Annotated in this window: 22 protein-coding genes and 2 pseudogenes; 8 read left to right on the top strand and 16 right to left on the bottom strand. The window is 70.3% G+C overall.

The annotated features are described in order from the left end of the window. Positions 1-4: 4 nt before the first annotated feature. The 4 genes and pseudogenes from kdpC to kdpF all read right to left on the bottom strand — a co-directional run bounded on the left by kdpC (position 5) and on the right by kdpF (position 4,531). A pseudogene (gene kdpC / locus AB3K78_RS02990) lies at positions 5-621 on the bottom strand (potassium-transporting ATPase subunit KdpC). A 13-nt stretch (positions 622-634) separates the two neighbouring features. After that, positions 635-2,770 carry a potassium-transporting ATPase subunit KdpB gene (kdpB, locus tag AB3K78_RS02985; RefSeq protein WP_416446049.1) on the bottom strand — a complete coding sequence of 712 codons (2,136 nt, stop codon included), beginning with the start codon at positions 2,768-2,770 and terminating at the stop codon, positions 635-637. Further along, positions 2,767-4,439: pseudogene (gene kdpA / locus AB3K78_RS02980) on the bottom strand (potassium-transporting ATPase subunit KdpA). The gene kdpB and the pseudogene kdpA overlap by 4 nt, the downstream one beginning before the upstream one ends. Then, a complete protein-coding gene (gene kdpF / locus AB3K78_RS02975) occupies positions 4,439-4,531 on the bottom strand; it encodes a K(+)-transporting ATPase subunit F (RefSeq protein ID WP_416446047.1) in 93 nt (30 codons plus the stop codon). The pseudogene kdpA and the gene kdpF overlap by 1 nt, the downstream one beginning before the upstream one ends. 189 nt (positions 4,532-4,720) lie before the next feature. Between kdpF and AB3K78_RS02970 the strand changes: the two genes are divergently transcribed. After that, entirely contained in the window at positions 4,721-5,107 is a 387-nt protein-coding gene (locus tag AB3K78_RS02970; RefSeq protein ID WP_416446045.1) for an MmcQ/YjbR family DNA-binding protein, read from the top strand. Between the two features lie 81 nt (positions 5,108-5,188). Here AB3K78_RS02970 and AB3K78_RS02965 read toward each other — a convergent pair whose 3' ends face one another. Next, complete coding sequence (locus AB3K78_RS02965) at positions 5,189-5,344, bottom strand: hypothetical protein (RefSeq protein WP_416446043.1); 156 nt, start codon at positions 5,342-5,344, stop codon at positions 5,189-5,191. 5 nt (positions 5,345-5,349) lie between these two features. Beyond that, complete coding sequence (locus AB3K78_RS02960; protein WP_416446041.1) at positions 5,350-5,736, bottom strand: hypothetical protein; 387 nt, start codon at positions 5,734-5,736, stop codon at positions 5,350-5,352. 72 nt (positions 5,737-5,808) lie between these two features. On the opposite strand from AB3K78_RS02960, the gene AB3K78_RS02955 reads away from it, so the two are divergent. Continuing rightward, positions 5,809-6,417: a TetR/AcrR family transcriptional regulator gene (locus AB3K78_RS02955; protein ID WP_416446039.1), complete on the top strand. Its 609-nt coding sequence runs from the start codon at positions 5,809-5,811 to the stop codon at positions 6,415-6,417. Positions 6,418-6,421: 4 nt separating this feature from the next. Here the strand turns inward: AB3K78_RS02955 and AB3K78_RS02950 are convergent, their stop codons facing one another. Together AB3K78_RS02950 and AB3K78_RS02945 are read right to left on the bottom strand one after the other, a co-directional pair. Next, complete coding sequence (locus AB3K78_RS02950; protein ID WP_416446037.1) at positions 6,422-7,531, bottom strand: DNA alkylation repair protein; 1,110 nt, start codon at positions 7,529-7,531, stop codon at positions 6,422-6,424. Next, the gene (locus AB3K78_RS02945; protein WP_416446035.1) at positions 7,515-8,003 is read right to left on the bottom strand and encodes a MarR family winged helix-turn-helix transcriptional regulator; all 489 of its coding nucleotides are present in this window, start codon (positions 8,001-8,003) and stop codon (positions 7,515-7,517) included. Before AB3K78_RS02945 ends, AB3K78_RS02950 begins: the two co-directional genes overlap by 17 nt. A gap of 54 nt (positions 8,004-8,057) precedes the next feature. Here AB3K78_RS02945 and AB3K78_RS02940 point away from each other — a divergent pair, with 54 nt between their 5' ends. The 4 genes from AB3K78_RS02940 to AB3K78_RS02925 are packed head-to-tail and all read left to right on the top strand — an operon-like array spanning position 8,058 to position 10,103. Then, positions 8,058-8,783: a hypothetical protein gene (locus AB3K78_RS02940; protein WP_416446033.1), complete on the top strand. Its 726-nt coding sequence runs from the start codon at positions 8,058-8,060 to the stop codon at positions 8,781-8,783. A gap of 5 nt (positions 8,784-8,788) precedes the next feature. Further along, complete coding sequence (locus AB3K78_RS02935; RefSeq protein ID WP_416446031.1) at positions 8,789-9,148, top strand: Fe-S protein; 360 nt, start codon at positions 8,789-8,791, stop codon at positions 9,146-9,148. Between the two features lie 26 nt (positions 9,149-9,174). After that, entirely contained in the window at positions 9,175-9,345 is a 171-nt protein-coding gene (locus tag AB3K78_RS02930) for a hypothetical protein (RefSeq protein ID WP_416446029.1), read from the top strand. Then, positions 9,342-10,103 (top strand): META domain-containing protein, encoded by a 762-nt coding sequence (locus AB3K78_RS02925; protein WP_416446027.1) that lies wholly within the window; start codon positions 9,342-9,344, stop codon positions 10,101-10,103. The genes AB3K78_RS02930 and AB3K78_RS02925 overlap by 4 nt, the downstream gene beginning before the upstream one ends. 34 nt (positions 10,104-10,137) lie before the next feature. On the opposite strand, the gene AB3K78_RS02920 is transcribed toward AB3K78_RS02925, so the two are convergent. The 6 genes from AB3K78_RS02920 to AB3K78_RS02895 all read right to left on the bottom strand — a co-directional run bounded on the left by AB3K78_RS02920 (position 10,138) and on the right by AB3K78_RS02895 (position 15,829). Continuing rightward, positions 10,138-10,692: a hypothetical protein gene (locus AB3K78_RS02920; RefSeq protein WP_416446025.1), complete on the bottom strand. Its 555-nt coding sequence runs from the start codon at positions 10,690-10,692 to the stop codon at positions 10,138-10,140. A 105-nt stretch (positions 10,693-10,797) separates the two neighbouring features. Continuing rightward, positions 10,798-11,571: an ABC transporter ATP-binding protein gene (locus tag AB3K78_RS02915; RefSeq protein WP_416446023.1), complete on the bottom strand. Its 774-nt coding sequence runs from the start codon at positions 11,569-11,571 to the stop codon at positions 10,798-10,800. Further along, a complete protein-coding gene (locus AB3K78_RS02910) occupies positions 11,568-12,635 on the bottom strand; it encodes an iron chelate uptake ABC transporter family permease subunit (RefSeq protein WP_416446021.1) in 1,068 nt (355 codons plus the stop codon). The genes AB3K78_RS02915 and AB3K78_RS02910 overlap by 4 nt, the downstream gene beginning before the upstream one ends. Beyond that, positions 12,628-13,611, bottom strand: a complete 984-nt coding sequence (locus AB3K78_RS02905; protein ID WP_416446019.1) for an ABC transporter permease — start codon at positions 13,609-13,611, stop codon at positions 12,628-12,630. Before AB3K78_RS02905 ends, AB3K78_RS02910 begins: the two co-directional genes overlap by 8 nt. A gap of 58 nt (positions 13,612-13,669) precedes the next feature. Further along, entirely contained in the window at positions 13,670-14,665 is a 996-nt protein-coding gene (locus AB3K78_RS02900) for a siderophore ABC transporter substrate-binding protein (protein ID WP_416446017.1), read from the bottom strand. Positions 14,666-14,905: 240 nt separating this feature from the next. Further along, positions 14,906-15,829 carry a LysR family transcriptional regulator gene (locus AB3K78_RS02895; RefSeq protein ID WP_416446015.1) on the bottom strand — a complete coding sequence of 308 codons (924 nt, stop codon included), beginning with the start codon at positions 15,827-15,829 and terminating at the stop codon, positions 14,906-14,908. Positions 15,830-15,960: 131 nt separating this feature from the next. Between AB3K78_RS02895 and AB3K78_RS02890 the strand changes: the two genes are divergently transcribed. Then, the gene (locus tag AB3K78_RS02890) at positions 15,961-17,145 is read left to right on the top strand and encodes an NAD-dependent formate dehydrogenase (protein ID WP_416446013.1); all 1,185 of its coding nucleotides are present in this window, start codon (positions 15,961-15,963) and stop codon (positions 17,143-17,145) included. A gap of 44 nt (positions 17,146-17,189) precedes the next feature. Beyond that, positions 17,190-17,681, top strand: coding sequence for an HPP family protein (locus AB3K78_RS02885; RefSeq protein ID WP_416446011.1), 492 nt, complete (start codon positions 17,190-17,192; stop codon positions 17,679-17,681). A 27-nt stretch (positions 17,682-17,708) separates the two neighbouring features. Here AB3K78_RS02885 and AB3K78_RS02880 read toward each other — a convergent pair whose 3' ends face one another. Both AB3K78_RS02880 and AB3K78_RS02875 read right to left on the bottom strand, forming a co-directional pair. Continuing rightward, a complete protein-coding gene (locus tag AB3K78_RS02880; RefSeq protein ID WP_416446009.1) occupies positions 17,709-18,650 on the bottom strand; it encodes a Dyp-type peroxidase in 942 nt (313 codons plus the stop codon). A 44-nt stretch (positions 18,651-18,694) separates the two neighbouring features. Further along, positions 18,695-19,582: a 3-hydroxyacyl-CoA dehydrogenase family protein gene (locus tag AB3K78_RS02875; RefSeq protein WP_416446007.1), complete on the bottom strand. Its 888-nt coding sequence runs from the start codon at positions 19,580-19,582 to the stop codon at positions 18,695-18,697. Positions 19,583-19,607 lie beyond the last annotated feature (25 nt).

Genomic DNA, 19,607 nt, shown 5'->3' with positions numbered 1-19,607 from the left:
CGCGCTACGGCTTCGCGGCTTCGTCGAGCGCGAGGTTGAGCTCGACCACGTTGACGCGGGCCTCGCCGATGAATCCCAGGTCGGCGCCGGACGTGTGCCGTGCGACCATGCGCTCCAGCTCGGCCAGCGGGAGCCCGCGGGCCTCAGCGACCCGCCGCAGCTGCACCCGCGCGTACTCGGGGCTGATGTCCGGGTCGAGGCCGGAACCCGATGCCGTGACCGCGTCGACGGGCACCCGGGACTCCGGCACGCCGTTGAACGCCGCCACCTCGGCCTTCCGCTCGCCGATCCGCTGCACCAGTTCCGGATTCTCGGGTCCGAGGTTCGATCCCCCGACTGCGCGGCGTCGTACCCCTCGCCCGCCGCCGAGGGGCGCGGCTGGAAGTACTGCCGCAGCGGCTTCCCTTCGGCGTCCGCGAAGCTCTGCCCGAGCAGTGCCGAACCGACCACGCGCCCGTCCGACGCGCGCAGCTGCGAACCGTTCGCCTGCCGGGGGAAGGCGAGCTGGCCGATCCCCGTGACGAGGAGCGGATAGGCGACGCCCAGCAGCACCGTGAAGATCAGCATGAGACGCAGCGCGATCCAGGTGCCGCGCGCGGCTCGGTTGATCGGTCGAGGCATGTCGGGTCCCCTCTCAGTATCCCGGCAGCAGGCTGACGACGAGGTCGATGAGCTTGATGCCGATGATCGGCACCAGCAGCCCGCTCAGGCCGCAGTAGATCAGGTTGCGGGTCAGCGCGGAGCGCAGGTTCTCGGTGCGGTAGGGCACGCCGATGAGGGCGAGCGGGATCAGGATGCCCATGACGAGGCTGCTGAAGATCACGGTCGACAGGATCGCCGAAGCCGGCGAGTGGAGGCGCAGGAGGTTGAGCGCGTCGAGCCCCGGGAAGGTGCCGACGAACAGGGCCGGGAAGAGCGTGAAGTAGCGCACGGCGTCGTTCGCGAAGTTGAAGGTCATGAGTGCGCCGCGGGTCGCCATCTGCCGGCGCCCCACTTTGATGATGTCGACGAGGTGCGTCGGATCGTCGTCGAGGATCACCATGTTGGCCGAGGACTTCGCTGCGGCGGTGGCCGTGTTCATCGCGATCCCGATGTCGGCCTGGGCGAGGGCGGGTGCGTCGTTGAGACCGTCGCCGCTCATCGCGACGATGTGACCGTCCTCCTGCTCCCGCAGGATGAGCGCGAGCTTGTCCTCGGGCGTGGAATCGCCCACGTACTCGTCGATCCCAGCCTCCGCGGCGATCGCCTTCGCCGTGAGCCGGTGATCTCCCGTCACCATCACGGTGCGCACCCCGAGCGCGTGCAGCGCCGAGATCTTCTTCGGCACCGAGTCCTTCACCACGTCCTGCAGGTGGATGAGGCCGAGCGCGTGCCCGACGCCCACTGCCGGCTTGACCGCGACGACCAGCGGCGTGCCGCCCGACTGCGCGATGCGCTTGGTGCTCGCCTTCAGGTCGAGGATGATCTGCCGCTGGGGCTGGGTTCCCTGCTGCTTCAGCCACGCCACGACCGCCGACACCGCGCCCTTGCGGATACTGGTGCCGTCGGGCAGGTCGATCCCCGAGATCCGAGTCGCCGCGCTGAAGTGCACCGTGCGTCCGCCCGTCGCATCTCCCTCGGAGACCCGCACGCCCTCCTCCTCGGCGAGCCGCACGGTCGACGCCCCCTCGGGAGTGGGATCACCGATCGAAGCGAGGGCGGCGGCGCGCATCAGCTGCTCGAGATCGGTGCCGCCGACCGGCAGGAACGCGATCGCGCTGCGGCTGCCGCGGGTCACGGTTCCGGTCTTGTCGAGCAGCACGGTCGTGATGTCGCCCGCGGTCTCGAGCGACTTCGCCGAGGTGACGAGCACGCCGCGCTGCAGCAGCTGGGACATCCCGGCGATGCCGGTCACCGACATGAGCGCCGCGATCTCGGTCGGGATCAGGCAGACCACGAGGGCGACGAGCACCGGGATCGAGACCGGCTCGGCGACCGGGGAGACCACCGAGTTGAGCGTCAGCACGAGCAGCACGAACGAGATGGAGAAGGAGGCGAGCAGGGTGCTGAAGGCCACCTCGATGGGCGATTTCTTGCGCCGAGACTTGCTGGCCAGGCTGATCGTGCGGGCTGCGGCGCTGGTATCGCGCGAAGAGCTGATGCGGACCACGAGCCGATCCGACAGCCCGCGGCTGCCGCCCATCACCGCGGTGCGGTCCCCTCCGGCTTCGCGGATCACCGCGCCCGGCCGGCCGGTGATCTCGGACTCGTCCACCTCGGCGGCGCCCCACAGCACTTCGCCATCGGCGGGGATCGTCTCGCCGGCCTCCACGACGACGACATCGCCGGGGCGGAGGGAACGCGAATCCACCTCCTCCAGTGCGGAGCGCCGCACTGCGGGATCCTTCGAGCGGCTGTATCCGATCACGCGCCGCGCCGTCTCGGTGGCGTTCGATCGACGCAGCGACTCCGTCTGCTGACGCCCGTGCCCCTCGGCGATCGATTCCGCCAGGGTCGCCGTGAACAGGCACGCCCAGAAGCCTGCTGCGAGCGCCCAGGTGAACCCGAACGGCATCGCGGTGCCTCCAGAGGGCTGCTCGATGCCGGCGATGGAGTCGAGGACCGCGATCACCGTGGTGAGCGCGGCGCCCACCTCGGTGAGGAGCAGCACGGGGTTGTGCCAGAGATAGCGCGGATCGAACTTGCGCAGCGCGTCGAGCAGCACCGGCCCCAGCGTCCGCAGCGCGATGACCGCGTTCCGGCGCTTCTCGCGGGCGAGTTGGGAGGTCATCCGTTCAACCCTTCGGCGAGGGGGCCTGCGAGCATGATCGGCACGAACATGGGCACGGTGATGAAGATGATGAGGCTCACGAGCAGCACGATGAACTGGGGACGGTGCAGGGGCATTTCGACGGTGGTGGCGACCTTGCCCTGTGCGGCGAGCGATCCGGCGAGGGCGAGCACGATCACGATCGGCAGGAAGCGCCCGAGCATGATCACGACGCCGAGCGTGACGTTCAGCAGCGGGGTGTTCGCGTAGAGCCCGGCGAAGGCGGAGCCGTTGTTGATCGCCGCCGAGATGAAGGCGTAGAGCACCTCGGAGAGGCCGTGCGATCCGCCGTTGCCCGTGCTGGCGATGATCTCGTCGTGCACCGCCGGAATCGCGAAGGCGACCGCCATGCCGCCGATCGCGAGCGTCGGCATCACGAGGATCGAGATGCTGACGAGCTTGAGCTCCCGCACCCCGAGACGCTTGCCGAGGTAGACGGGCGAGCGCCCGAGCAGCAGCGTCGTGAGGAACACCGCGATGACGAGCAGCACGAGGATCGCGTAGAGCCCCGAGCCCGCTCCGCCCGGGGCGACCTCGCCGAGCATCATGTCGAACATGAGCATGAGGCCGCCGAGCGCGGTGTAGGAGCCGTGCATCGAGTTCACCGCGCCGCCGGTGGTCCCGGTCGTCGCGGTCGCGAACAGCGTCGACCCCACGATCCCGAACCGCTGCTCCTTGCCCTCCATCGCGCCCCCGGCGAGCTCGGGTGCCGTGCCGACACCCGAGAACTCGAATGCCGTCAGCGGAATGTAGACGAGCACGAACAGCACGGCCATCGTGAGCAGGAGCGCGTACCCGGCCCGCTGGTCACCGACCATCGTGCCGAAGGTCCGCGGCATCGCGAACGGGATCAGCAGCAGCAGGATCGTCTGGAGGACGTTGGTCCAGGGGTCGGATTCTCGAAGGGATGCGCGGAGTTCGCGTTGAAGAACCCGCCACCGTTGGTGCCGATCATCTTGATCGCCTCCTGCGAGGCGACGGGCCCGCCGGGGATCGTCTGCCCGGCGCCCGCGACGGTGGCGATGTCGGTGAAGCCCGCGAAGTTCTGGATCACGCCGCCGGCGATCAGCACGACCGCCGCGACGATCGAGAGCGGGAGCAGGATCCGCAGGTTGGCCCGCACCAGGTCGACCCAGAAGTTGCCGAGGCCGCTGCGGCCGCGGCGGGAGGCGAAGCCGCGGATCAGTGCGATGGCCACGGCCATGCTCACCCCGGCCGACACGAAGTTCTGCACGGCGAGCCCGCCCATCTGGGCGGCGTAGCCGAGCGTGTGCTCGGGCGAGTAGGACTGCCAGTTGGTGTTGCCCACGAAGGAGATCGCGGTGTTGAACGCGAGATCGGGACTCATCGGCGGCAGGCCGAGCGAGAAGGGCAGCACCGGCTGCAGGCGGAGGATCAGATAGAGGAGCGCGAAACCCACCGCGGAGAACAGCAGAACGGCGGCGAGGTACCGGCGCCAGGTCTGCTGTCGATCGGGGTCGATGCCCGAGAGCCGGTAGACGAGTCGCTCGATCCCCCAGTGCCGCTCGGAGGTGAACACCCAGGCGATGTAGTCGCCGAGCGGACGGTAGAGCGCCCCCAGAACGACGATGACGGTGAGCAGCGCGACCGCCGCGAGGACCCACTCCATCAGAAGCGGTCCGCTTTGAGCAGTGCGTACACCAGATAGGCGAGCGCCGCGACGCCGATGATCACGGCGACGATCTCGATGATGCCCAACAACTCCGACTCCCTTGCGAGGACTGCCCGTCGAGCATAGTGCCGCAACCTCGGCGTCGCCATTCCGCCGGAGAATCGGCGTGACCCTCGTGCGCGAGCACGGAATCGGCGGCGTGCGACAGGCATTCGACGGCGCTGCGCCACGAAGCACCGCATACACTGAGCCCGGATCCTGATCCGGGAGGAGATGCGATGCGCGACGACGTGCTGCAGCGATGGGCGAGCGAACGCGCCGAGGAGCTTCCCGGCGCGCACGTCGTGTACCCGTTCGGCCCCGATTTCGAGGTGTTCCGCGTGCGCGACCTCATGTTCATGGCGCACACCGTCAGGACCGGCGCCCCGATCGTGATCCTGAAGTCCCGGCCGGCCGACGCCGAGGTGCTGCGCGAGGCGTTCGCCGAGATCACGCCGGGGTACCACATGAACAAGAAGCACTGGATCACCCTGAACCCGGGCGGCTCGTTGGAGCGCCAGCTCGTCGAAGACCTGGTCACCGAGTCCTACCTCCTCGTCGTCGAGAAGCTGCCGCGCGCGCAGCGCCCCGTCGATCCCGCCACCTTCGGGCAGCGCCCCGCATGAGTCCCGCGCTCGAGCCGACCGGGCTCGGCGGCGTGCGCTTCGTCGACGTGCTCGACCCGACGCGCGTCGACGACTGATCGATCAGGCGCCCTGCGCGGCTTCCGCCGGGGCCTTCTTCGGCCAGATCGTGTAGCTGATCGCCCAGATCACGTCGATGCCCAGGACGATGCCGAGGATCCGATAGGTGTCGCCGAGCACGGTGACCTGGGCAGGATCCGGAGCGATCGCCGTGAGCACCCAGATCAGGGCCGCGGCGATGCCGACCGCGAGCAGCGTGAACGGAATGCCCTTCCAGCACGCGACCGCGTAGGCCGCGCCGCTGAGCTTCGCGGGAGCCGGCCCCCGGCGAATCGATGCGCGAATCGCACGTCGGCCCACTTGATCATGCGGTGCCCGTAGGCGATGGAGAATCCGAGGTAGATCGCGGCCAGGCTGTGCGCGAAGTCGGCCCGGCCGCCGCCGCGCAGGTCGAACGCGGCCGCCCCCAGCAGGATCAGATCGACCACCGGGGTGAGCGCGAGCAGCACGATGCCGAGTCGCGGCCTGCGCAGCAGGTACCGTGCCGCGAGGCCCGCGGCGATGAGCACCCAGAACGCGATTTCGCAGCCGATGATGATTGCATAGATCATGCGGAGAACTCCTTGTCGGTCGGATTCACCGCGATTCTAATACACTCGTATTACACTTGAGCAAGGAGTCACGTGAGTCCCCGTTCGACACCCGAGGAGAGGCGCGAGCACATCGCGCAGGCGGTCTGGGCCGTCATGTCCGAGCGCGGTCTCAGCGCGGTATCGGTGCGCAGCGTCGCCGCCGAGGCACAGGTCTCGGTCGGCTCCCTCCAGCACATCTTCCCCACCCGCGCCGACCTGCTCATCTACTCGGCCGAACTCATGATCGACCGCGTCGTCCGACGCATCGCCGCGGAGGACCGCGGCGGCGACCCGATCGACGCGACGCTCCGTCTCTTCGCGCACCTGCTCCCGCTCACGCCCGAGAGCCGCGTCGAGATGGACGTCAACGTGGCGCTCATCGCCGAGAGTCGAGCGCTCCCCCGGCTCGAGGCGATCCGCGACGAAGCGCACCGGGCCCTCGCCGAAGCCTGCCAGCGCGCGGTGGAACGCGTCGCTCCGCACCTGCCGCCCGCAGTGGTCGAACGCCGCGCAGCTCGGCTCCACGCACTGACCGACGGCATCGCCCTGCACCTCCTGCACGCTCCGCCCGGCGGCGACCAGCGCTGGGCGCTCGATCTGCTGCGGCAGGAGCTGGAGGACCTGGCGGACGGCGACGGCCCGGCGGGCCGCCGGCCCTGATCGCTCAGCTCCCCGCCGCCGCCCGCACCGCGAACTCGGCCCGCCCGCCGAGCACGCCGTTCACCTGCAGCGCGACCGCGTAGGCGCCCGGATAGTAGCTGCGCGTCGTCAGCGCCCGGAACGACCGGGTGGCCTCGACGCGAGTGCGCTCCCGCGGCGCCAGATCACGCCGACCGACCTTGAACACCTTCGCACGCTCGTTCCCGCGCGCGTCCGGGAAGAACAGCACGTAGTCGATCACGAGCGCGGCGCGCTCCGCGCCGACGTTCTCGATCTCGGCCCCGAAACGCACGGCGCCACCCAGCTCGACCTCCGCCGACTCGAACTCGATGGGCGAGACCGAGACCTCGACCGGACGGAACCCCAGCAGCTCCAGAGCCCCGGGGTGACCGCGCTTCACGAGCGTGCGCAGGGCGTGCCGCGCGGTGCGCGGGACATGCTCCCCGCCGCGCTGCTGCCAGCCGCGGACGACCTCGACCGCGTACTCCGGGTGCGCGCGGCTGTGGTCGTTGAGGTGGTTTGCGACCGAGCGCCGCACGACCTCGTCCGGATCGTCGTGCAGCGCGTCGAGGATCTCGCGGGTGAGTTCGGGATCCGAGACGAGGCCGGGAACGCGCTCGCCCCAGGGCAGCAGGGGCCTGGTGCCCTCGGAGGCGAGGCGTCGCACGTGCGGGTCGGGATCGGAGACCCAGCCCGCCATCGCCCCGAGCGCCCGGGACAGGTCGTGCCGCAGCATCGGTCGCACCGAGAACTCCGAGGTCATGCGCGGCGTCAGCTCGCGCAGCAGCGCGAGCCCCTCGCCGAACGCCGCATCGCCGCCGTCGTCGATCGCTCGCCGCCCGACCGCGAGGCCGACGCCCCAGAGCATCCATCCGGCGAAGCCCGGATCCTCCATGGCGCCGCGGACCACCGAGTTGAGGCGCTCCGACCCGCCGTCGAGATCCGCGTCCAGCGCATCCGCGAGCGCGCGAGCCCGGGCGCTGAGCGAGAGTTCACCCAGCCGTTCCGCCGTCGCGCGCAGCTCCGCGAACCCCGCGCCGGGTTCGGTTGCGGCGAGCGCCGCGATCAGGGCCTCCGCCTCATCGGCGCCGAGCAGGTCATCCGCGAGGGGCATCGTCCGGGTCCTTCCGGCCGTATCCGGCGTGCACCTCGGGATCCAGGCCGTGGGCCGCGGCCAGCTTGGCCACGAGCGCCGAGAACGCTTCGCGCTCGTCGGGTTCGAGCGGTTCGAGGATGTCGCGGCTCTGCGTCTCGGCGGCCGTGCGCAGCGCCCCGAGCACCCGTCGTCCGGCGTCGGTCGCGTCCAGTCGGTGGTGCCGGCGATCCGCCGGGTCCCGGGTGCGCGAGACGAGACCCGCACCCTCGAGCGAATCGACCAGGACCACGACCCGGCTGGGGACCGAACCCAGGCGGGTGGCGAGTTCGCGCTGGCTGAGCCCGGGGTCCGTCGCGATGATGCGGAGCACGCCCGCGGTGGCCGGGGTGAGCCCGACCGGCTTGATCAGCTCGGCGAAGCGCGCTGCCGCGAAGCCGCCCAGCTGGGAGACGAGGAACCCGGTTCGGGGCGGGCGTCGAGGAGTGGTCACGTCATCATCATATCGCCGTTGACAGAATCATTCACACTGTGCATCATTATTGCCATGACCGATTATCCGCTCTCCCCTCGCCCGCACCGCCGCGCCGGCGGCCCGCCCCTCGGCCCGCTCGCGATCGTCACCTTCGCATTGACCGTCGCCGGCGTCGTGACCCTCATCGCCGGCACCGGCTCGGCGCCCGCACCGTTCGCCTCTCCCGCAGAAGTCGCCGCCTGGTACGCCGTGCACCCCACGGCGATCCGGATCGGCGCGCTGCTCCAGTTCGGTTCCGCGGTCCCGCTTGGGATCCTGACGGCGTCGGCGTACGCGCGCCAGCTCCGCCTCGGAGTGCGGGTCCCCGGCCCCGTGATCGGCCTCTTCGGCGGCATCGCCGCGTCGATCGCGCTGGCGACCTCGGCGCTCATCACCTGGGCGCTGAGCTTTCCCGATGCGCTCGGCTCGCCCGACGCGGTGGCCGTGCTCGCCCGATTCTCGTTCGGTCTCGGCGGCGTCGCCTACACCACCGGCCTCGGCCTGCTCATCGCGGGCATCGCCGTACCGGCCCTGATCCTCCGATTCGTGCCGCGTTGGCTCGCCGTCGTCGGCCTCGCGCTCGGCATCGCCGGGGAGCTGTCCTTCCTCTCGCTCGCGCTCGACCCCCTGCAGGCGCTGCTGCCGATCGTGCGCTTCGGCGGCGGGGCCTGGCTCATCGCCGTCGCGTGCCTCCTGCCGCGTTCCCGCCCCCGCCGGGATTCGGGAGATCTCCAGCACGAACACCGAGCGAAGGGCTGACCGCCATGGATCCGCTGCTCCTCCTGCGCGAACTCCTCGTGCTCGTGCACCTCGTCGGGTTCGCCCTGCTCTTCGGCGGCTGGGCGGCGCAGGCCGCCCGCGGGCGCACCACCACGACCACGCTGTTCCGCACCGGCCTCGGCATCATGATCGCCTCCGGCCTGCTGCTCGCGATCCCCTTCCCCGCGGGCATCCACCTCGACTACGTCAAACTCGCGGTCAAGCTCGTGATCGCCTTCGCGATCGGCGGCACCTTCGGCGTCGTCATTACGCGCGAACGCGCCGGCCGTCCGACGAAGGCGCCGTTCTGGACCATCGGCGCGCTGTCGCTGCTGAACGCCGGGATCGCGGTGCTCTGGCGTTGAACCGCGCAATGTCGGAGGATGAGGGTGTGTTCGCAGCGGTCGCGATCACCGAGGAACAGCGCCTGCGCACCCTCAAGATCGACTTCCTCCTGCTGGCCGGACTCAGCGCGATCGCCGCGCTCCCGGCGTCCCGCCTCCCCCGCTATCGTCCCGAAGAGATTCCCGCGCCCGACCAGCCCGAAGGAGCCGCATCATGATCCGATCCCGCCGCGCCACGCGCCGGAACGCCCGTCGCGTCGGCGTCGCCGCAGCGGTCGCCGCCGCGGCGAGCGCAGCGCTGCTCCTCGCCGGCTGCGCCGGCTCGTCCGGCACGGACGGGACGCCAGCGCCGACCACTACGTCGAAGCCCGCGGACGTGAGCGGCACCTGGGGCGACGCCGCACAGGAGTCCGCTCCCGTCCTCGAGCTCTCGCAGAACGGCACGCTCAGCGGGACCGACGGCTGCAACCGGCTCACCGGCAGCTGGAAGCTCGACGGAGACACCATCGCGTTCGGCGAACTCGCGTCGACGAAGATGGCCTGCATGGGCGTCGACACCTGGCTCTCCGGAGCACGAACGGCGATCGTCGCCGGCTCCACCATGACCGTGCGCGGCGAGGACGGAGCGGAGATCGGCACGCTCACCCGAGGAGACGCGAACCCGGGCGCGACCGATGCCGCTTCCGAGGCCTTCCTCGGCGCCTGGGGATCGACCGACCGCGGGAAGCCGAGCCTGACGATCTCCGGCGACGGCCGCTTCACCGGCAACGACGGCTGCAACGGTTTCGGCGGCAGTTGGAAGGCCGGGACCGAGGGCGAGATCGTCTTCTCCGACGCCATGAGCACGCTCATGGCGTGCCCGGGGGTCGACGCGGAGCTCGGACGGCTGGCCACGGCGAAGCTCTCGGGCGACACCCTGGCCGTGTTCGATGCGAAAGGTGCGGAGCTCGCGAAGCTCGAGCGGAGCCGCGGCTAGATCGGTGTTCCGGTGAGTCGCGGCGTGCCGGGCGTCAGCGTCCGGCCCGCCGCCTCACCGCCCCGATCGCCGACAGCACGAGCAGGAGCACCGCGAGCAGCGGGCAGACCACCGCGCAGAAGACCAGGATCGTGCCCACCGCGAAATCGTTCCCACCGCTGCGTCCGAGACCGATCGCTCCGCTCCCGAAGCCGTCCCCGGCGATCAGGAAGCCGCCGTCGTACACGCCCATCAGGTCGACGCAGCGCACTTCGACCGCACCCGCGGTCTGAGCTGTGAACGCGCGCACTTGCTCGAACCCGGCGCGCGGCGTCGCCCACCAGAGCACGTCGTCCCATGAGAGCGCCGGTGCGCGACGCAGGTCAAGCACGCGCCCGCGCTCGTCGGTCGCCGCGCATTCGAGGGTCTCGAGGGCAGCTGCGGCGCTATCGGTCCAGATCCCGGCGCGCTCCTCCGGTTCGAGCATCACCGAGATGGATTCGCCCAATGCCCGCGGTTGCGCGTCCCGCACCGAGCCGCTGATGGGAAGCGCCCAGAGCAGCCAGACCAGCGCGCCGATGATCGCGGAGACCGCCGCGACCGGCAGCATCCTGCCCGGGTTCAGCCGATCGGATCGCGCGAAAGGACCTCCCATGGGAGCCCACGCTACCGATTCGCGGTCCAGTTCCGGGAATTGCGCAGCGCCCCGCGACGCTCAGTAGTAGACGGCGAGCGGACCCCACGGGCCCTCGATCACGCGCACCTCGGTGTCGAAGACCCGGGTCAGCACCTCGTCGGTCATGATCTCCGCAGGCGTCCCGAACTCGACCACCTGACCGTTCTGCATGGCGCAGATCCGGTCGGCGTAGTGGCCGGCGAAGTTGATGTCGTGCAGCACGATGACGATCGTCCGCCCGAGTTCGAGGGCCGCGCGGTGCAGGTGCTGCATCATCTGCACCGCGTGCTTCATGTCGAGGTTGTTGAGCGGCTCGTCGAGCAGCACCACCTCGGTGTCCTGCGCGAGCACCATCGCGACGTACGCGCGCTGCCGCTGCCCGCCCGAGAGCTCGTCGAGGTATCGGCCCTCGAGCTCGCCGAGCTCGAGGAAGTCGATCGCTCGGCTCACGATCTCCTCATCGGCGGTCGTGAGCCGACCCCGCGAGTGCGGGAAACGCCCGAACCCGACCAGCTGCCGCACCGTCAGCCGGGTCACGAAGTGGTTCTCCTGCCGCAGCACCGAGACGACCTTCGCGAGGTCCTTCGACTTCGTGCGCGCCACGTCGAGGCCGGCCACCTCGATCACGCCTTCGTCCATGCCCAGCAGGCGCCCCATCATGGTGAGCAGGGTCGACTTGCCGGCGCCGTTCGGTCCGACGAGCGCCGTGATCCCGCCTCCGGGGATACTGAGGTCGAGCGGACCGATCGAGACCTCGTCCGAGTACTGCTTGCGGACGCCCCTCACGAGCACGGCCGGAGTCTTGCGGGTCACAGGCGTCCCTTTCTCAGGATGACGATCAGGAAGAGCGTGCCGCCGACGACCTCGATGATGATCGAGACGACGCCCTGCGCGCTGAAGACGTGCTTCATGACGAAGTAGGCTCCGCCGAGCACGACGAAGGCGGTGAGCGCGGCGATCGGGAGCACGACCCGGTGGTCGTAGGTGTCGGCGATCTGATAGGCCAGCGCCGCGACGAGGAAGCCGAGGAACACCATCGGTCCGACGAGCGCGGTGGAGGTGGCGATCAGCACCGCGACGAAGAACAGCGTGCGCATCAGCTCCCGCCGGTGCTGCAGGCCGAGGCCGTTCGCGACATCCCGCCCCATCGCCATCACATTGAGGCGGCGGGACCCGCTCCAGAGCACCGCCGTCGAGATCACGACCAGCGGGATCGCATAGGGCAGCCTGTCGGCCGAGGCGTTCGAGATGCTCCCGAAGAGCCGTGCGGCGAGCACGTCGAACTCGCTCGGCGTGAGCATGCGCTGCATGAAGGTGGATACGGCCCCCAGTCCCCCGCCGATCACGATGCCCACCAGCAGCATGATCTGCAGGTTGCCCCGTTTCCCGCTGAGCAGCCAGCCGTAGAGCAGCACGGCGAGCCCGACCATGAGCCCGATCTGCAGGAGGAACTGCACCGGACCTTCGAGGAGCGCGATCCCGGCGATGCCGAAGAGGGTCACCGACGCCGTGTGCACCGCGGTGTAGAGCGCGTCGAAGCCCATGATCGAGGGGGTGATGATCCGGTTGTTCGCGACGGTCTGGAACGCGACGGTGGCGGTGGCCTGGGCGACGGCGACGACCGCGATCACGAGCACGCTCTGCTGCCGCCGCTCGGCGATGAGCCAGAAGCCCTCGCTGTCCGGAGGCATCGGGTTGCCGTGCGCGAGCAGCCCGAAGACGACGAGGCCGGAGAGCAGCACGAGCGCCGAGATCGCGACGACGGTGCGTCGGGACGACCCGTGTCCGGCGAACGGGCCCGAGTTCCGACTCGCCGCTTCCGACCGCCGCCGTGCGCCGCCGCGGAGCGGGTTCCGGCGCTGCACCGACTCAAGCACGGCGTCTCCGTCCGACGAGCAGCAGCACGAAGACGACCGCGCCGACGACCCCGAGGATCAGCGACACCGGGACTTCGAAGGGCATGATGATCGTGCGTCCGATGAGGTCGCACGCCGTGACGATCCCGATGCCCGTGAGGCACACCCACGGCAGGTTGCTGCGCAGGTCGTCGCCGCGGATCAGCGACACGAGATTCGGCACGATGAGCCCGAGGAAGGGCAGGTTGCCCACGACGACGGTCACGACACCCGTGGCGACCGCGATGAGCACCGTGCCGAGGAGCATCACGCGCTGGTAGTCGACGCCGATGCCGGTCGCGACCTCCTGCCCCAGGCCGGCGACCGTGAAGCGGTCCGCGGCGATGAATACGGCGACGGCGACGATCGCGACGATCCAGAGCAGCTCGTACTGCCCCCGCAGCACCGTGGTGAAGCTGCCGGCGAACCAGACGCCGAGGTTCTGCAGGGTGTCGGTCTGCAGGGCGATGAAGGTCGTGACAGCGCCGACGACAGCGCCGAGCATGATGCCGACGATCGGCACGATGAGCGAGGAGCGCAGCGACACCCGGCGCAGGAAGAGGAAGAACACCATCGTCCCGGCGAAGGCGGCGACGACCGCGACGAGCATGCGCACGGCGATCGGCGCCTGCGGCGCGAGGATCATGGTGAGCAGCAGTCCGAGCCCGGCCCACTCGGTGGTGCCGGTGGTCGTGGGCTCGACGAAGCGGTTCTGGGTGAGCAGCTGCATCACGAGCCCGGACATCGCCATGGCGGCGCCGGCGAGCATGAGCGCCGCGGTGCGCGGGACCCGCGTGATCGCGAATATCTCGGCGCCGTCCGCGCCGCCCGCGATGTCGTACACCCCGGTGCAGAGCGACAGGACGAGCAGCCCCGCGACGACGAGCACGCCGATCGCGAGGGCAGGGTCGAACAGGCGCCCGCGCGAGCGGGCAGACTCCTGGGCAGTGGTGGTCATGGTGCGGATGGGGCGGGCCGCGGCTCGGAGAGCGGCGGCCCGCCCGCCCCGATCTCGATCAGGCCTTCGACTTCTCCAGGGCATCGGCGAAGTCGTTCAGGAACTCGGTGTAGGTCTGGATTCCCTCGTTCAGGTAGGTGTCGGTGGGCATGTAGACGATGTGCTGGTTGGCCACCGCCTTCACGTTCTTGAGCGCATCGTTCTTCTCGAGGATCTCGGCCGCCGGCTTGTAGTCCGCACCGCGCTCCGCCTTGTCGAACGACGAATCCCGGTCCATCACGAGGATCCAGTCGGGGTTCGCCGAGGCGATCGCCTCGACCGAGATCTCATCGCCCTTGTGTCCCTCGGAGGACTTGTCCACCTTGAGCGCAGGAGTCAGTCCGATCAGGTCGTAGACCGGACCGAGCGTGCGGCCGACGGTGGGCGCGATGTTCCCGATGGCGCCGCCCGAGGTGTTCACCGCGAGCACGGTGTCGGAGCTCTTGTAGGCCTTCTTGGCCCGGTCGACGGCCTTGTCGAAGTCCGAGACGAGCTGCTTCGCCTCCGACTGCTTGCCGAACACCTCGCCGAGCACGGTGACCTGGCGCTTCAGCTCACTGTCGAAGGGTTTGCCGTCGCGCGGGTCGAGCTCGAGCACGGTGGCATCGGGCGCGAGCTTCGCGATCTCGTCGTGGAAGCTCTGGTAGCGCTGCCCGTTGATCACCAGATCGGGCTTCGCCGCGACCAGCAGCTCGAGGTTCGGCTCGCGGTGGGTGCCGAGATCGACGAGGCCCTTCTGCGTCTTGTAGGACACCGTGTCGGGCATCAGCGACACCGCCGCGGCCGAGAGCTCGATCCCCCAATCGCTGAGCGTCTGGAAGGTGCGGTTGTCGGTCGCGACGACCGACTTCGGCGGGGTCTGAATGGTGTGCGTGCCCGTGTTGTCCTCGACCGTCACGCTCTTCGCCGCCGGCTTCTCGGCCTCATCGGCGGGTTTCGCGCCGGAGCATCCGGTGATCGCGAGAACGGCGGCGACGCCCAGGGTCGAGACGGCGAGCAGACGGGGCACGGACATGGTGAGGCTCCTTGTTCGGGTGCGGTGCGCGGGCGCCGGCCGGCGCGGCCGGCGCGCAGGTCGTCGCCAATATTAGGCGACCCTTACCTACGTCAGATCAACCTAGCACACGCGATTTCCCCGTCCAGCCCGAGCCGCTTCCGAGCCCGCGAGAAGCACATCATGCGCACAAAAAATCCCTGGAGAGCGCGGCTTTCCAGGGATATGCAGAAGATTCGGGCGGCGTGGAACCGCCGCGGGTCAGGCGAGGGGTCGCGACTCGCGGGCCGCGCGCAGCAGCTCGCGGGCCGGCCGAGAAGCGGGTTCCTGTCCAGCCCTCCAGACCGCGCTCAGCTCCCGGTGGAACGCGATGCGTCCCACCCCGATCCGCACCAGCCGGCCGTCGTCGAGGTAGGGCTGCGCCGGCCGGGTGCTGATGACCGCGGGCGCGACGTTCGCCGCGGCCGCCTCGAGCACCGCGGTGTTGCTCGGCAGTTCGAGCGCCGGGGCCGCGAATCGCTCGCGTTCGACGCCGTGCGCGAGCAGCGTGACGAGCAGCACCGACCGGCATCCCGACCCGGCCTCCCGCGTGACGAGCGGGGTCGACGCCAGGGTCCAGGGACTCACCCGACGGCCGCGGGCCCACTCGTGCGCGGGCGACACGTAGACGGCCAGCTCGTCGGCGGCGAGGAACGCGTGGCGCAGCCCTGGCGGCGGCTCGCTGCCCTCAACGAATCCCAGGTCGGCCTCGCCGTCCGATACCAGGCGCACGACCTCGCGCGTATTCGTCGCGCGCACTCGCACGGAGCCGACCTCGTTACCGTTGCGCACGTAGGACATGATCCACTGCGGGAGGAAGTGCTCGGCGACGGTGAGGCTGGCCGCGACCGCGACCCGCTCTTCGGCGTCGAGCAGGAGCTCCAGCGCCTCGTCCATCGCGACGGCCGCCGCGATCACCGGCTGCGCGATACCGAGGATGGCCAACCCGTCCCCCGTGAGACGCGACGAACGCGACGACCGCACCACGAGCTCGCGTCCGACCCGCTGCTCCAGGCGCCGCAGCCGGAGCGACGCAGCCTGCTGCGTGACGCCGAGTTCGGCCGCCGCGAGCGTGATCGATCCGGTGCGGGCGATCGCTTCGAGCAGCTCGAGCGCACGCAGGTCGGGCAGGCGGGCACTGTACACGTCGCCAGTCTACGCACAACCAGGCGTTGTATTGCGGCAATCCCTGGTTCGTGGTGGCCGGTTCATCGCCAGTCGTAGCTTGGAAAGCGAGGGGGCGCACCCCAGGCGCCCCACCTGGAATTGGAGACACCGTGGCAAAAGTTCTCATCGTCCTCTACCCGGACCCGGTCACCGGCTACCCGCCCGAGTATGCGCGCGACACCGTTCCCGAGATCACGGAGTACCCGGGCGGCGCGACGCTGCCCGACCCGCAGGAGATCGACTTCGTGCCGGGCCAGTTGCTCGGCTCCGTCTCGGGAGGGCTCGGCCTGAAGCGCTGGCTCGAGTCCGAGGGCCACACGGTCGTGATCACGAGCGACAAGGAGGGCGCCGATTCGGTGTTCGAGCGTGAGCTGCCCGACGCCGACGTCGTGATCTCGCAGCCCTTCTGGCCCGCATACCTCACCGCCGATCGCATCGAACGGGCCGAGAAGCTCCAGCTCGTCATCACCGCGGGCATCGGCTCCGACCACACCGACCTCAACGCGGCGAACGCGCGCGGCATCACCGTGGCCGAGGTGACCTACAGCAACAGCATCAGCGTCGCCGAGCACACGGTCATGCAGGTGCTCGTGCTCGTGCGCGACTTCGTGACTCAGCACCGCATCTCGGAGGAGGGCGGCTGGAACATCGCCGACGCCGTCTCCCGCTCGTACGATCTCGAGGGCATGCGCGTGGGCGTCTTCGCCGCCGGCCGCATCGGCCGCGCGGTGATCGAGCGGCTGGCGCCGTTCGGCGTGCGCCTGAGCTACACCGATCGCTTCCGGCTCCCCCTCGAGTACGAGGAGCGCTACGGTCTCACGTTCCACGACAGCATCGAGAGCCTCGTGCGCGAGGTCGACGTGCTCACCGTGCACGCCCCGCTGACCGACGAGACGCGGGGCCTGCTGGACGACGAGCTGCTCGCCACCATGCCCCGCGGCGCCTACATCGTGAACCCGGCCCGCGGTGCCATCGCCGACCGAGACGCGATCGTGCGCGCGCTCGAGTCCGGGCAGCTCGCGGGCTACGCGGGCGACGTCTGGGACCCCCAGCCGGCCCCCGCGGATCACCCGTGGCGCACCATGCCGCACAACGCGATGACGACGCACACCTCGGGCACCTCCCTCTCGGGCCAGGCGCGCTATGCCGCGGGCACACGGGAGATCCTCGAGCGCTGGTTCGCCGGCGAGGCGATCCGTCCGGAGTACCTGATCGTCGAGGGCGGCGGCTACCGCGGCACGGGCGCGCACTCGTACGCGCAGCAGCCGACGCGCGCCGACGAGGAGCAGGCCTGACCTCCGAGGAGCGGCGCGCCCGGAGACCATCGCTGTGGTCCCGGGTGCGCCCGACCCAGCCCGCGATCCCCTGGCACACCATCGTCGGGGCCTCGGTGGCCGGCGCGCTGACCATCGCGGCGCTGGGGATCGGCGGGGATCTCGCGGGCACGCCGATCCTGATCGCGGCGTTCGGCTCATCCTGCGTGCTCGTCTTCCTCCTGCCCGACGCGCCCCTCTCGAAGCCGATCAACGTGGTCGGCGGTCACGTGCTCTCGGCGCTGTGCGGTCTCGCGGTCCACGCCGTGCTGCCGACCGCGTGGTGGAGCCTCGGCCTCGCGGTCGGCATCGCGATGGCCGGGATGGCCGCGGCACGGGTCGTGCATCCGCCGGCGGGCGGCACCCCGATCGCGATCATGCTCGCCCACGAGGGCTGGGGGTATCTGCTCACCCCGGTGCTCACGGGCGCGCTCGTGCTGAGCGCGTGCGCACTCACCTACCGGTTCCTGCTGCGGCGCCTCGAACGGCGTCCCGGAGCGCCGGCTCCGCGCGGCTGAGGTCGCGCGGAGCCGGCGCTCGGCGGCTCAGTCGCCGAGCGCCACCAGCATCTCGGGAGTCGGCACGAAGTAGGCGCTGCCCGTCACTGCGGTCGAGAAATCGAGCAGCCGGTCGTGCATGCCCGCCGGCTCACCGACGAACATGCGCTCCAGCATGCGCTCGATCACCCAGAGGTGCCGCGAGTAGCCGATGAAGTAGGTACCGTACTCGCCCGCCCCCGGGCGCGCGAACGGCATGTTGTCGCGGACGATGTCGTGCTCCCCGTGCTCGTCCTCGATCGTCGCGAGCGATTTGTGCGCCTGCTGCGCGCCGTCCGCCGCATCGTCGAGCTCGAGGTTGTCGGCCTTGGTCCGCCCGATGATCGCCTCCTGCTCGCCGGTGCTCAGGCCCTGCCAGGCGGCGAGCTCGTGCAGGTACTTCTGCACCACGACGTAGCTGCCTCCCGCGAAGCGCGGATCCTCGTCGCCGACGATCGCCGATGCGGGAAGGTCCGGGCCGATGGGATTCGCGGTGCCGTCGACGAAGCCGAGCAGGTCGCGGGAGTCGAAGTACCGGAACCCGGAGACTTCGTCGACGACCGAGACGGCCGCGCCGAGCTCGGCGAGGACGAGGCGGGCGAGCTCGACCGCGAGGTCCTCGCGGTCGGCCCGGATGTGGAGGAGCACGTCGCCCGGCGTGGCCACCGCCGTGTGCACCGCGCCGGAGATCTCGCGGAAGGGGTGCAGCTCGGCCGGCGGGGCACCGCCGACGACCGATCCCCAGGCCCGCGCGCCGACGCCGACCGTGCACGACAGCCGCGCCCGCGGCGCTCGGAACCCGACAGTCTTGACCAGGTCCTGGAGCCCCGCGAGGGTCTCGCGCACGATGCCGGCGGCCCCGTCGTCATCGCTCACGCGGGCGACGAGGAAGATGGCGTTTCGGGTCAGCGGCCCTTCGACGTGCTGCGTGCGGTACTCGCTCTGCTCCATGCGCCAACGCTAACAGCGGCGGTGCGGCCGTGCGGCCCGCGCGATCAGTCCGCGTCCGCCTCCGCTCCGTAGGCGTAGAAGCCCTCGCCGCTCTTGCGCCCCAGCTTGCCCGCGTCGACGTACGACTTCACGAGGTCACGGGACTCCGTCGGCAGCCAGGGGTACGCCGCGAGGTAGTGCTCTTCGATGTCGAGCACCACGTCGAGTCCGACCTGATCCATGAGCTGGAACGGCCCGGCGGCCAGACCCATGTTGGCCCGCATGATGCCGTCGACGTCGGCCGGGGTGCTCACGCCCTCGGCGACCACCGCGAGGGATTCGCGCTTGATCGCCGCCCAGATGCGGTTGAAGATGAAGCCCACGCTCTCGCGCTGGGCGATGAACGGCAGCAGGCCGAACACCCGCAGTTCGCGGTCGAGCAGTTCCAGCGCACCGTCCGCGGTCGCTCCGTCCCCCATGAGCTCGACCGCCATGCTCGCGGGCGGCATCGCGAAGTGCATGTTGAGCACGCGCTCCGGGTGATCGACCTCGGCGAGCAGCTCGCTGGAGGCGTAGGAGGAGGAGTTCGTCGCGAGGAGCGCATCGGCATCGGCGATGCGGTCGAGCTGACCGAACAGCGGCACCTTGATGTCGAGCCGCTCGGGCACCGCCTCGATCACGAGCCACGCGCCGGGCACGGCCTCCTCGGCCGTCGCGAAGGTCTCGAACGGGCGCACGTCGCGCACCGCGGCCGGGTCGAGCTTCGCCCGCAGCTCGTCGGTCGTGGCCTCGACGTACTCGGTGGCGGCCGCGCGCTGCTGGGCCGAGAGGTCGACCAGGCGGACGGGCGCGCCGCCGCTGCGGAACACCGCGGCGATGCGGCGCCCGAGCGTGCCGCCTCCGATCACGACGACGGGACGGTCGGCGATGCCGGACGGAAGCGCGAAACTCATGGTGCCTTCTCCACTCAAATCGAGT

The organism is Leucobacter sp. HNU, from assembly GCF_047946755.1.
GTDB lineage: Bacteria > Actinomycetota > Actinomycetes > Actinomycetales > Microbacteriaceae > Leucobacter.
Note: the sequence above shows the minus strand (reverse complement) of the source record. Positions and strands in the feature narration are given on the sequence as shown.

Excerpts from the sequence above, each read along its gene's own strand:
- kdpB (WP_416446049.1), bottom strand. The coding sequence starts at position 2,770 with ATGACCTCCCAACTCGCCCGCGAGAAGCGCCGGAACGCGGTCATCGCG.
- AB3K78_RS02970 (WP_416446045.1), top strand. The coding sequence starts at position 4,721 with ATGCGCGACGACGTGCTGCAGCGATGGGCGAGCGAACGCGCCGAGGAG.
- AB3K78_RS02960 (WP_416446041.1), bottom strand. The coding sequence starts at position 5,736 with ATGATCTATGCAATCATCATCGGCTGCGAAATCGCGTTCTGGGTGCTC.
- AB3K78_RS02950 (WP_416446037.1), bottom strand. The coding sequence starts at position 7,531 with ATGCCCCTCGCGGATGACCTGCTCGGCGCCGATGAGGCGGAGGCCCTG.
- AB3K78_RS02940 (WP_416446033.1), top strand. The coding sequence starts at position 8,058 with ATGACCGATTATCCGCTCTCCCCTCGCCCGCACCGCCGCGCCGGCGGC.
- AB3K78_RS02935 (WP_416446031.1), top strand. The coding sequence starts at position 8,789 with ATGGATCCGCTGCTCCTCCTGCGCGAACTCCTCGTGCTCGTGCACCTC.
- AB3K78_RS02925 (WP_416446027.1), top strand. The coding sequence starts at position 9,342 with ATGATCCGATCCCGCCGCGCCACGCGCCGGAACGCCCGTCGCGTCGGC.
- AB3K78_RS02920 (WP_416446025.1), bottom strand. The coding sequence starts at position 10,692 with ATGCTGCCGGTCGCGGCGGTCTCCGCGATCATCGGCGCGCTGGTCTGG.
- AB3K78_RS02905 (WP_416446019.1), bottom strand. The coding sequence starts at position 13,611 with ATGACCACCACTGCCCAGGAGTCTGCCCGCTCGCGCGGGCGCCTGTTC.
- AB3K78_RS02900 (WP_416446017.1), bottom strand. The coding sequence starts at position 14,665 with ATGTCCGTGCCCCGTCTGCTCGCCGTCTCGACCCTGGGCGTCGCCGCC.
- AB3K78_RS02880 (WP_416446009.1), bottom strand. The coding sequence starts at position 18,650 with ATGGAGCAGAGCGAGTACCGCACGCAGCACGTCGAAGGGCCGCTGACC.
- AB3K78_RS02875 (WP_416446007.1), bottom strand. The coding sequence starts at position 19,582 with ATGAGTTTCGCGCTTCCGTCCGGCATCGCCGACCGTCCCGTCGTCGTG.